Annotated in this window: 8 protein-coding genes; 2 read left to right on the forward strand and 6 right to left on the reverse strand. The window is 62.1% G+C overall.

Annotation, left to right across the window (positions count from 1 at the left end; all coding sequences use genetic code 11):
* Positions 1–239: 239 nt before the first annotated feature.
* Entirely contained in the window at positions 240–743 is a 504-nt protein-coding gene (locus PSH57_RS18905; protein WP_256232709.1) for a peptidylprolyl isomerase, read from the forward strand.
* Positions 740–1,489: a UDP-2,3-diacylglucosamine diphosphatase gene (locus tag PSH57_RS18910; RefSeq protein ID WP_305384798.1), complete on the forward strand. Its 750-nt coding sequence runs from the start codon at positions 740–742 to the stop codon at positions 1,487–1,489. The genes PSH57_RS18905 and PSH57_RS18910 overlap by 4 nt, the downstream gene beginning before the upstream one ends.
* Positions 1,490–1,666: 177 nt before the next feature.
* Here the strand turns inward: PSH57_RS18910 and PSH57_RS18915 are convergent, their stop codons facing one another.
* The 6 genes from PSH57_RS18915 to PSH57_RS18940 form a co-directional block, all read right to left on the reverse strand.
* Positions 1,667–3,196 (reverse strand): DHA2 family efflux MFS transporter permease subunit, encoded by a 1,530-nt coding sequence (locus tag PSH57_RS18915; RefSeq protein WP_305384800.1) that lies wholly within the window; start codon positions 3,194–3,196, stop codon positions 1,667–1,669.
* A 191-nt stretch (positions 3,197–3,387) separates the two neighbouring features.
* Positions 3,388–4,590, reverse strand: a complete 1,203-nt coding sequence (locus PSH57_RS18920) for a TolC family protein (RefSeq protein ID WP_305384801.1) — start codon at positions 4,588–4,590, stop codon at positions 3,388–3,390.
* A gap of 15 nt (positions 4,591–4,605) precedes the next feature.
* Positions 4,606–6,075: an efflux transporter outer membrane subunit gene (locus tag PSH57_RS18925; protein ID WP_305384802.1), complete on the reverse strand. Its 1,470-nt coding sequence runs from the start codon at positions 6,073–6,075 to the stop codon at positions 4,606–4,608.
* A complete protein-coding gene (locus PSH57_RS18930; RefSeq protein ID WP_305384803.1) occupies positions 6,072–6,545 on the reverse strand; it encodes a MarR family winged helix-turn-helix transcriptional regulator in 474 nt (157 codons plus the stop codon). Before PSH57_RS18930 ends, PSH57_RS18925 begins: the two co-directional genes overlap by 4 nt.
* A gap of 223 nt (positions 6,546–6,768) precedes the next feature.
* Positions 6,769–10,455 carry a translocation/assembly module TamB domain-containing protein gene (locus tag PSH57_RS18935; protein ID WP_305384804.1) on the reverse strand — a complete coding sequence of 1,229 codons (3,687 nt, stop codon included), beginning with the start codon at positions 10,453–10,455 and terminating at the stop codon, positions 6,769–6,771.
* On the reverse strand, positions 10,452–12,179 hold the full coding sequence (locus tag PSH57_RS18940; RefSeq protein ID WP_305384805.1) for an autotransporter assembly complex protein TamA: 1,728 nt from the start codon (positions 12,177–12,179) through the stop codon (positions 10,452–10,454). Before PSH57_RS18940 ends, PSH57_RS18935 begins: the two co-directional genes overlap by 4 nt.
* Positions 12,180–12,199 lie beyond the last annotated feature (20 nt).

A 12,199-nucleotide genomic window follows, 5' to 3' on the forward strand; every position in this document is an offset into this window, starting at 1 on the left:
AACGTACAAGTGCGCGGCCGGGTGCGGCCTGATAAATCAAAGCCCGTATCATAGCCGATGCTGTCAAGCACCTGACAGGCCAGGCCGGCAAACGATTGAATTTAATCGACCGGCAGATGAAAAACCGCCTCGAAAAACCCGCTCGGCGCGCTAAACTGCCCAGCCTGGCCGATTACAGCCAGACCGGTTGCGGGCCACAAAGCCCCGAAACCCACGAATTCCTTGAAAGAGTAGCGATCATGACTCAAGTCAAACTGACCACCAACCACGGCGACATCGTCCTGCAACTGAACGCCGAGAAGGCACCGATCACCGTTGCCAACTTCGTTGAATACGTCAAGGCCGGCCACTACGAAAACACCGTTTTCCACCGTGTCATCGGTAATTTCATGATCCAGGGCGGCGGTTTCGAGCCCGGCATGAAAGAAAAGAAAGACAAGCGCCCGAGCATCCAGAACGAAGCCGACAACGGTCTGGCGAACGAGAAGTACAGCGTCGCCATGGCCCGTACCATGGAGCCGCATTCGGCTTCCGCGCAGTTCTTCATCAACGTGGCCGACAACAGCTTCCTGAACCACAGTGGCAAGACCACCCAGGGTTGGGGTTATGCGGTGTTCGGCAAAGTGGTTGAAGGCACCGACGTGGTCGACAAGATCAAAGGCGTGTCCACCACGTCCAAGGCCGGCCACCAGGACGTGCCAGCAGAAGACGTGATCATCGAGAAAGCCGAGATCATTGAGTGATACTGCTGATTTCAGATTTGCATCTGGAAGAGGAGCGCCCGGACATTACCCGGGCGTTTCTGGATTTGATCGCCACACGCGCCCGCTCGGCGCAAGCGTTGTACATTCTGGGCGACTTTTTTGAAGCCTGGATCGGCGACGATGCCATGACGCCGTTCCAGCGTTCCATCTGCCAGGCCCTGCGCGAATTGAGCGACAGTGGCACGGCCATTTTCCTGATGCACGGCAATCGCGACTTCATGCTGGGGCAGGCCTTCTGCAAAGCGGCCGGCTGCACCCTGCTCAAGGACCCCAGTGTCGTGCAGTTCAACGGCGAACCGGTGCTGCTGATGCACGGCGACAGCCTCTGCACCCGCGACGAAGGTTATATGAAATTGCGGCGCTGGCTGCGCAACCCGGTCACGCTGTTCATCCTGCGCAACCTGCCATTGGCCAGCCGCCGGAAACTGGCGCGCAAACTGCGCAACGAAAGCCGCACGCAGACGCGGATGAAAGCCAACGACATCGTCGACGTCACGCCGGAGGAAATTCCGCGGATCATGCACGAGTATGGCGTGAAGACCTTGATCCACGGCCACACCCATCGCCCGGCCATCCATAAGCTGCAACTGGGCGAACATGCCGCCCGGCGCATTGTGCTGGGCGATTGGGACAAGCAAGGCTGGGCGTTGCAGGTGGATGAACAGGGGTTTGCCCTGGCGCCGTTTGGTTTTGGCAATGCGCAGTTGGCGTTGCCAAGCAACTGAAGAACGCAGATACCCCTTGTGGGAGCGAGCTTGTGGGAGCAAAGCTTGCTCGCGATGAACGATGACACAGTCTTGTAGTGGAACCGTGTCGCCCGCATCGCGAGCAAGCTTTGCTCCCACAGGCTCTGTCCCACAGGCTCGCTCCCATAGGCTCGCTCCCATAGGGGTGTATTGGATTCAATGGCCGCTGGCGGCAGGCCCCGCCTTCGCCGCAAACGGTGGCTTGGCCAGCCACACCAGCACGATCAACCCCATGAACGCCCACCCCAGCAGCGTGAAGTAATCCACGGTGGAGAGCATGTACGCCTGGCTGGTGAGGATATGGTCGAGCTGGGCATAAGCCGGTGTGCTCGCGCCACCGAGCTGGTTAAGCGCCTCGCGGGTGGCCGGCTCATAGGTGCTGATGCTTTCGCTCAGGTAGGCATGGTGCTGGTCGGCCCGGCGTATCCAGATCCAGGTAGTCAGGGACGCGGCGAAGCTGCCGCCCAGGGTGCGCAGGAACGTCGCAAGCCCGGCACCGTCGGCGATCTGGTGTGGTGGCAGGTCCGACATCAGGATGCTCAAGGTCGGCATGAAGAACAGCGCCACGCCGATACCCATGAACAATTGCACCAGGGCAATGTGCTGGAAATCCACTTCGTTGGTGAACCCGGCGCGCATGAAGCAGCTCAGGCCGATGGCCAGAAACGCCAGCCCGGCCAGCAGACGCAGGTCGAACTTGTGGGCGTATTTACCGACGAAGGGCGACATCAGCACCGGCAGGATGCCAATGGGCGCCACCGCCAACCCGGCCCAGGTGGCGGTGTAGCCCATCTGGGTCTGCAACCACTGCGGCAAGATCAGGTTGATGCCGAAGAACCCCGCGTAGCCCCCCACTAGCACGATGGTGCCGATGCGAAAGTTGCGATAGGCGAACAACCGCAGATTGACCACCGGATGACGGTCGGTCATTTCCCAGATCACGAACACCGCCAGGGCAATGACCGAGATGACCGCACCCATAATGATGAAGTTCGACTCGAACCAGTCCAGGTCGTTGCCCTTGTCGAGAATCACCTGGAGCGCACCGACTCCGATGATCAGCGTGATCAACCCCACGTAATCCATTGGCTGGTGGCTGGTGACCACCGGCCGCGCCTTCAGCTGCTGGCGCACCACCATCACCGCGAAGATCCCGATGGGCACGTTGATGAAGAAAATCCATGGCCAGCTGTAGCTGTCGGTGATCCAGCCGCCGAGGATCGGCCCGGCAATCGGCGCGACCACCGTGACCATCGCCAGTAACGCCAGGGCCATGCCGCGCCTGGCCGGCGGATACACGGCAATCAGCAAGGTCTGGGTCATCGGGTACAAAGGCCCGGCCACCAGCCCCTGAAGGACACGAAAGCCGATCAGCTCCGGCATCGACGTGGAGATACCGCACAGAAACGAGGCGAGCACGAACAGCAGGGTTGCCCACAAAAACAGCTTCACCTCACCAAAGCGGCGACTCAGCCAACCGGTCAGCGGCAAGGCGATGGCGTTGCTCACCGCGAACGAGGTGATCACCCAGGTGCCCTGCTCCGAACTGACACCCAGGTTGCCGGAAATGGTCGGCAAGGCGACGTTGGCAATGGTGGTGTCGAGCACTTGCATGAACGTCGCCAACGACAGCCCGATGGTGCTGAGCAACAGGCTGGGCGGCGTGAAGGACGCGTTATTGCTCATTGCGAGATCCTATGAAGCGACGGTGGTGAAATCGTTAGGCCAAGACATTCCCCCTGTGGGAGCGGGCTTGCTCGCGAAGACGGTTCCACATTCAACATCTGTAGTGGCTGATACAGCGCATTCGCGAGCAAGCCCGCTCCCACAGGGTTTTGCACCAACCTGCTGGTGCAAAACCCTGGCGGAGATAGCGATCAGCGCTGCGCGGTCTTGCTGGCAGCAGCACTGTTTTCGTGGATCAACCGGGTGATCATCGCGTCGGCGTCGACCAGTTGCCGGTCATAGACCTGGGTGCTGAAAGAGGCTTGTTTCGGTGGTTGCTGGGCCAGCACCGGACCACTCTGGTCCCGCAGGTTGACGTCGACCTGGGTCGACAGGCCGACCCGCAGCGGATGCTTGGCCAGTTCCTGGGCATTGATATGAATACGCACTGGCACCCGCTGCACGATCTTGATCCAGTTGCCGGTGGCGTTTTGCGCTGGCAACAAGGCAAACGCGCTGCCGGTGCCAGCACCGAGACTGTCGACGGTGCCGCTGTACTTCACGTCGCTGCCATAGAGGTCGGTTTCGATGTCCACCGGTTGGCCGATGCGCATGTCTCGCAGTTGGGTTTCCTTGAAGTTGGCGTCAATCCATAACTGATCCAGCGGAATCACCGCCATCAGCGCCGTGCCCGGCTGCACCCGCTGGCCCAACTGCACCGTGCGCTTGGCGACGTACCCGGTAACCGGCGCGATCAAGGTGCTGCGGGCGTTGGTCAGAAAGGCTTGGCGCAATTGCGCGGCGGCCGATTGCACGTCTGGATGGGAAGCCACTACGGTGTCATCCACCAAGGCACTGGAGGTCTTGAGTTGCTGCCTGGCGTTGGCCAACGCATTTTGCGCCGAGGTCAAGTCGTCACGGGCGTGGGACAGTTCCTCCCGGGAAATGGCCCCGCCGGCCGCCAGATTCTTGCGTCGGTTGTAGTTCTCCTGGGCCTTCTGTACCTCGGCCTCCTGGGCTTTGACCTGGGCCCGCATGCCATCGACGTTGCTGTACAAGCCCCGCACCTGACGCACGGTACGGGCCAGGTTGGCCTGGGCACTTTGCAGCCCGACCTCGGCGTCGTTCGGGTCGAACTGCACCAGCACCTGGCCTTCACGAACCAGGTCGCCGTCGTCGGCACCGATGCTCACCACGGTGCCGGTGACTTGCGGCGTGATTTCCACGACGTTGCCGTTCACATAGGCGTCGTCGGTGCTCTCGCTCCAGCGACCATACAGTTCGTGCCAGGCCCAGACGCCCAGCCCCCCCAGGACGACAATCAGCGCCAGCCCCAGCAGCATCAGCTTGCGCTTGCGCGGGTTGCTGCTGTCCTGGGCAGTTTCAGAGGGTTGGGTAGTTTCGGCAGTAGCCATGACAAGTACCTCGAATCAGTTGTTCGGCGTGGTGGAGGCCGGCGCGGCCGAAGCCAGGGTGTCGGCCTCGAAGCCACCGCCCAGGGCCTGCATCAGTTGGATCGACAGGTCGATCTGCTCGGCATTCAGGTTGGCCAGTTGGCGCTGGGTCTGGAGCAATTGCTGCTCGATGCTCAGCACGTCCAGGTAATTTCCGATGCCGGAGCCATAGCGCTGGACCACGGTGTCGTAAGAGTTCTGCGCGATATCGGTGGCGTGTTGCTGCGCGGCGATCTGCCGTGCGATGTCGCGCAACTGGTTGATGGTGTCGCTGACATCCCCAAGGGCCTTGACCAGACTCTTGTTGTACTGCGCCACCGCCAGGTCGTAATCGGCATCCCGGGCGTCCAGGTCCGCCCGCAAGCGCCCGCCGTCGAAGATCGGCAGCGACACCGTCGGCGCTACGTTGAAGAAGCGACTGGCCGAACCGAACATCGCGTCCCCCAACAACGACTGCACCCCCGCCGCCGCGCTCAGGTTGAGGTTGGGGTAGAAATTCGTCTTGCCGGCTTCAATGTTCTTGCCCGCCGCCTCAACTCGCCAGCGGCCCGCGACCAGGTCCGGACGACGGCCCAGCAATTCGGCCGGCAGGTTCGACGGCAGGGCGACGGCGCTGGCTTGCAGCACGTGGGGGCGAGCAATTTCATTGCCGCGGTCCGGCCCCTTGCCCAACAACACCGCCAAGGCGATTTTTGCGCTTTGCAGGCGTTTTTCCGCGTCGATCCGGCTCGCATCGGCGCTGGCTTCCAGGCTTTCGGTCTGCTGGAACTGATATTCACTGTCGATCCCGGCGCTGAGGCGGCGCTTGCCCAGATCGAGCATTTGCCGGGTGCGCTTGAGGTCTTCAGAGGCCAGGTCGTAAATGATATGGGCCTGCCCCAGATCGCTGTAGGCCCGGGCCACGTCAGCAGCGAGCGTCAGGCGGGCGGCCTGCCGGTCGATCTCGGCGGCGCGGGCCTGGCCCAGGGCCGCTTCCCAGGCGGCGCGCTGGCCGCCCCAGAGGTCGAAGTTGTAATTGAAATCCACGCCCAGCGAACGCAGCGTGCTGTATGCCCCGCCCTGCCCTTGCGGGTCCTGGTCACGGGCCAGGCGCGAACGGCTGACACTGGCGCTGGCATCCAGGGTCGGCATGCGCGCCGCATTGGCGGCGTAGGCAGCGGCGCTGGCCTGATGCACCCGGGCGCTGGCGATCTGCATGTCCGGGCTGTCGCGCAACGCTTCGTGGATCAAGCCGTCGAGTTGTGGATCGCCGAGGCTTTTCCACCAATCGCTTTTCGGCCAGGAAGCGGGCGACAGCGTCACGCCGTTGAGAGATTGCCCGGCCTTGAGGTTTTGGGCCTCAAGGCTGACGCCTTCGGTGTCCAGGCCGCTGTAGCTGGCACAACCAGCCAGGCTCATGGCCAGCAACACCAGGCTGATTCGGCTACGCAAGGTTTTACGACTCATTTGCCCCCCAACCGCAACACGGTGATGGGATCACCGGCGGCGAGCAGAATTTTCTTGAGAATTTGTTCGAGGATTTGCAGCTCCTCACGGCTGATCGCACCGGCCAATTGGTTCATGGCATCGGCACCGATAACAGGCAGACGATCGGCCAGAGCCTGGCCGGCTTCGGTCAGCACCAGTCGCACCTGCCGACGGTCATCCGCCGAGCGTTGGCGGATCAAGAAACCTTTCTGCTCCAGGCGATCGACCATTCGTGTCATCGAGCCGCTGTCCAGGGACAGGTACCGACACAGCTCGACCGGCGTATCGATGCCGTGCTGGGCCATGATGATCAACACCTTGAACTGCGCGGCGGTGATGCCGACGGGTTCCATGTGGGTATCGATGATCCGGTCCTTGAGCAGCGCGGCACGGCCGAGCAGCATGCCGAGCTGGCAATTGTGGAAATCGTCCGGGGTGAAATGTTTCATCTGACCACCTTTTACTGCCTAGGCAGTGAATGTATGTCGAGATGTTACTGCCTAGGCAGCAAATGTCAAACAAATAGTTAGTTTACTATGCATAACCCGACAAACGCAGATAAAAAATGTGGGAGCGGGCTTGCTCGCGAAAGCGCTAGTCAGTCAACGAAGATGTTGAATGTCACACCGCATTCGCGAGCAAGCCCGCTCCCACAAATGATTGGGGGAAGCGTTAGAAATCGCGCTTGTAGAAGATATCCAGGGAACTGGCGACGCCGCTGGCGGCTTCCAGGTAAACCCGCTTGCTGAGTTTGTAGCGCAGGGCGATGGTGTTGGCCGGTTCGAACACGCCGACACCGTAACGCAGGCTGAGTTTTTCCGTCAGATTGCCGCTGGCCACCACGCTGGTGGTATCGCCGCTGCCCTGGGTATCGAGCTGAAAATCCTGGATACCCAGGTCATTGGCCAGGCTGGTGGTCACCCCCGCACTGCCCATCAGCCCCAGGCCCAGTGCCGCCTGGGCGAGCATGTTGTTGTCCTCGCCCGTGGTGCTCAGCGGCCGGCCGAGTACCAGATAGGACAACGCCTGCTCCTGGCTCATGGCCGGCTCAGAGAAGATTTGCGTGGTCGGCTGTTCGGCGCTGCCGCTCAAACGAATGCCGGCGATCACGTCATCAGTCTGGCGGATCGCTTCAATATCCAGGTAAGGCTGGTCGATGGGCCCGGCGAACAGCAGCCGCGCCCGACGCACCGTCAGCCGCTGCCCATAGGCCCGGTAGCGACCGTCGTTGAGCCAGAGTTCACCACGGGTGTCCATGTTGTCGCCAATGTGTACCTGGCCCCGTACGTTGGCCGTGAGGCCGAAGCCTGCAAACGCGAGTTTTTCCTGGCCTACGATCACATCGATGTCCATCGCCATGGCCATCGGTGTCTTACCCTCCTCGGTCTGGTGACCGACGATTACTGTGTCATCCGACACCTTGACGGTAGACGGCGGCAGTTCGCGCACGGTAATTTCGCCTTTGGGCACCAGGACCTTGCCGGCGATGGAAAGCCGCTCGTCCTGCATCGTGATGGTCAGGTCCGGCGCCACCTCCAGCACCGCATAAGGTTCGACGGTGACCGGCAATTGCGACCCCTTGAGCGCCAGGTTCATGCTCAGGGCTTCGCCCCAGCCAATGTCCCCGGTCAGGCTGCCCCGTCCATCCTTGCCACTTTTCCAATCACCGTTCAGGCGCACCGTTTCACCGGCAATCGTTGCGCGCATCTGCAAGTCTTCGAGGCTGACCGGCAGTTCCGGGCCGGACACTTCGCCGTCGCTGATCAACAGGTTACCGTTGACCTGGGGCGCCAACAAACCACCCGACAGCGTGCCGCTGCCGTTCAGGTGCCCGGTGAGGGTTTCCACCATCGGCAGGAATGGCCGGGCCACGGACAAGTCCAGGCCGCTCAGGCGGAACGAGCCGCTCAGCGGTTTGCTCGCCGGTAACGGGTTGATCTGCGCCTGGAGCATCAGTTCGCCAAGTTTGGCCCCGGCGAAATTCAGGTGGGTGTCGATCCGCTTGGGCGTAAGGCGACTGTCAAGGGTCAAGGTCTGGTACGGGAAGTCCAGCCATTGCTCATCGTCGCGTTCCTTGTTCCGGATCCGCAAAGTGCCACCGCTGGCATCCACCAGGATGCGTCCGTTCGGCCCGCTGGCCGGCAGGTCCAGTTGCAGGTCGGCGCTGAGCCGGCCCTGCCAGGCAAAATCCTTGGGCATCCACTGGGCTAGGCTTTCGATGGGGAATTGCTTGAGGTGATAGCGCAGCTTCGGCTCCGGCATCAGGCGCTGATCCTCACCACACAGGCTGGCCTGGCCGGAACGCCAACAGTGGGCCCCCAGGTTGAGCGTGCCGTTGGCCAGTCGCTCCAGCTTGGCCGGGGCTTGCAGACGCCAGTCCTGGCCGCCGGCCTGCACATTGCCAGTGCTTAGACGCCCGCGCCAGTTGCCTTGGTCGAGCACGCCATCGAGCGCCAGGGTCGTTTCAAGCTGTGGCCCTTGCAGGTCGAGGGTCAGTTTTTGCTGCCTGATGTCGCCCTGCCCACTGACCGTCAGGACACCTAGCGACGTATCACCCGCCCGAATGCCGCTGGCCTTGAGGTCAACCTTGCCCCGCTGCGCGCTGTCGAGGGTCGCATCCAGGTTCAGGCTTTGCAGGCGGTTGTCCTGCAACGCCAGTTGCGTGCCTTGCAGGTCGAGCTTGCCTTGGGGGGCCTTGAGTGTCCCGGCCACGTTGAGGCGACCGATCACCTGGCCACGCAATTGCGGCCAGAGCTGGGCCAGACGCGAGAGCTTGATATCGATCTGACCGGTGAGTTTTTGTTGCAAGCTGCCCGTGCCGTTGATGCGGTTATCCCCCAGGCGAATGTCCAGCGCGCTGAGGTTCCACTGCTCGCCACCACCGTTGGCCTTGGCCTGGAACAGCGCCGGTTGGCCGCGCAACTTGCCCTTGAGGTCCAGGTCCGCATCGAGACTCAATGCATCGTTTTTCATCGAACCCTTGCTGCGCAACGGCCCGGCCAGGGTGCCGGGCAGCTCGCCCAGCCAGTACGCCGGGTTGATGGCCGAAAGCTCCAGTGCCGTGTCCCAGGCGATGCCGTCGGCAAATTGCAGGTTCAAATGCCCCTCGGCCTTGCCCTGCCCGGCGGCGAGTTTGAGTTCCGGCAAATGGATTTGTGTCAGATCGCCGCTGAACGGACTGTCCAGGCTGAACGCCCCGGCGGGCCCGTCCAGCGCTGCCTGGAAATTGCCCAGGTATTGGCCATCGGTGTACGACACTTCACCGTTGAAACTGCGCAACGTCACCTGCGGCTCGTCGATCAGCGGATAGAGGCGATGCCAAGGGAAGTCCAGCCAAGCGATTTTTGCCTCGGCGCTCAAGCCTTCGCGCCAGTCCAGTTGGCCGGTGAGCTTGAGGTGTTGCTGATCACCGGCGTTGAGGTCCAGGCCGGCGATCTGCGCACCGTTGGCGTCCACTTTGCCTTGCAGCAGCAATGCCACCGGGCCTTTTTCGGCGGGCAACGTGGCCTTGCCAAGCAACTGGTAGCCGCTGTTCAGATCGCCTTCGCCGGTCAGTTCCAGTTGATTGAGCATCAGGGTGTCCGGCAGATCGGCGCTGGCCCTGAAGCCGTCGGCGGTGATGCGTACCTTGGCCGGCAGGTTGTCCGCCAGCGGTTGCAGCTCACCGACCAGTTGGCCTTGCAGATAACCGCTGCTGTCGGCGTTAAGGTTGAGGGTTTTGAGCAGATTGCCATCGATCTTCAGGTCCAGCGTCCAAGGCGTGGCGCCCGGCGCCGGCAAAGTCAACCGGCCTTGGGCCTTCAGGGGCCAGTCGCCGCCGGGTTGCAGCACCCCGGACAGCGTCAGGCTCAGCTCGTCGCGCTGTAGCTGCACCGCGTCGATCTGCAGACCCTGGGCGGTCCAGTGCGCGGCCAGTTGCAACCCTTTGAGCTGTTCGCTGCCATTGAACAACAGGCTGCCGACTTGCACGTCGCCCAATTCGAGGGCAAGCGGCAAGTTCAGGTCCGGCAAAGTGATCGGACCGCTACTGGGCTCGTCGGCGGACGGAGGAAATTGCAGGCTGACCTTGTCGGCCTTGAGCTGGTCAATGCACAGGGTCATGCGCGCCAGGCACAGCGGCGACCAGGCGAAGATCACCTGATCGAGTTCCACTCGGCTGCTGTCTTGCTGCCACAACAGGTGGTCGGCACTCCACTGACCGCCCAACCGTCCCTGGAAATTATCCGTGCTCAAACCCGGCACGACGCCAAGCGCCCAACGACTGCCCCATTGCGTGCCGAGCACGACGCTCAGGGTCAGCAAGACCACCAGCAGCAACGCGCCGAGCGTCAGCAGCGCTATTTTCAACCCACGATTCACAACTCGGGCCCCATGGAAAAGTGCAAGCGAATGCCGCCGTCGTCATCCAGCGCGTGGGCAAGGTCGAGGCGGATCGGCCCCACCGGCGACACCCAGCGCACCCCGACGCCAACGCCCGTCTTGAGGCTCGGCAGCTCAAGGCTGTTAAAGGAATTACCCTGGTCGACGAAGGTCGCCAATCGCCATTTTTGCGCAATCGAATACTGATACTCGAGGCTGCCGGCGACCATGTAGCGACCACCGATGCGATCACCTTCGGAGTTTTCCGGTGACAGGCTCTGATAATCGTAACCGCGCACGCTCTGGTCGCCACCGGCAAAAAAGCGCAGGGACGGCGGGATGGATTTGTAGCCATTGGTGGCGCTGCCACCGACCTGGGCCCGGGCCAGCAGGCGATGCTTGTTGAACACCGTGGTCAGGCCCTTGACCATGGCCGTGCCATATAAAAGGTTGTTGTCCGACCCCAGCCCTTCCTTGGCGACCTTGGTGTCGAATTGAATGCGATAGCCGTTGCGTGGATCGATGCGGTTGTCACTGCGCAGGTAGGAATAGCTCACGCCCGGCATCAGCAAGGTGCTCAGGCCCGAATCGTCGCCGAGCCGATATTCCTCACGCTGCCACTTGAGCGACACCACCCGCTGCCAGCCACTGGGTAACTTGCTGTGCCATTCGGGGCCCACGGTCAGCAGCTTGCTGAGGCTATCGGTGCCGGAAAGCTCTTCATATTGATAGCCACCGGCGTAGCGCATCTTGTCGGTCAACGGCGGGTCCAGGGGCACGTCGTACCACAGGCCAACGTTCTGCCGGGGTGCCGAGACTTCCGCTTCCCAGCCATAACTGTGGCCCTGAGGATTGACCCAGTGGCGCGTCCAGTTGGCCTTGGCCCGTGGCCCGACGTCGGTGGAAAACCCCAGGCCAAAACCCATGGTGCGCGGCTTGCGGGTGTCGAGCTTGACCGCCACCGGGATCACGTTATCGGTGGCTGCGGTGGGCGCCGCATCCACCCGAACGCCTTCGAAATATCCGCTCGATTGCAGGGCCTGGTTGAGTTCTGCAATGAGTTCCGAGTCGTACGCCTCGCCCGCCTTGAACGGCACCATGCGCTGCAACAACTCTTCATCAAATGGCGTGTCACCCTCGAAACTCACCGGGCCCAGGGCGTAGCGCGGGCCGCTGTCGTAGACCAGCTCGATGTCGGCGACGCCAGCCTGGGGGTCCACCAACAGCTTCTGGCTGACAAATCGCCCGCTGAAGAACCCGTAACGCGAAGCCTGGTTCTGGATGATCCGCTTGGCGTCTTCATAACGCCCATGGTTAAGCACTGCGCCAGGCTTGAGCGCGGCGTTGTCGGGTACGCGAAAAGCCTTGAGGGAAGCCGCCGGGCCGTCGATGCGCACGGTGACATTGCGCAGGTGCACCGGCTCGCCAGGGTCGATGGTCAGGATCAGGCGCGGGGGCTTGCCGCCCTCAACCTCGCTGTCGATCTGCGGCTGGTAGTAGCCCAACGCCTGGGCGGCTTTGCGCGCCTGTTCCTCGGCACCACGACTGAAGCGCAACAAGGCCTCTTCGTCACGATCGCCTACGCCGCCGATGTAGCCTTCTACGTTAGCCTTGAGCTGATCGTTGGACGGCTTGACCCGTACATCCAATTCACTTTGTGCCAGCGCCGCGCAGCTGAGGGACAGCAAGAGCGCACCACTGGTTATTCGTCCTGGGAAATTCATGGCGCGGATGCTATCACGAG

This window comes from Pseudomonas hefeiensis (assembly GCF_030687835.1).
GTDB classification, from domain to species: Bacteria; Pseudomonadota; Gammaproteobacteria; order Pseudomonadales; family Pseudomonadaceae; genus Aquipseudomonas; species Aquipseudomonas hefeiensis.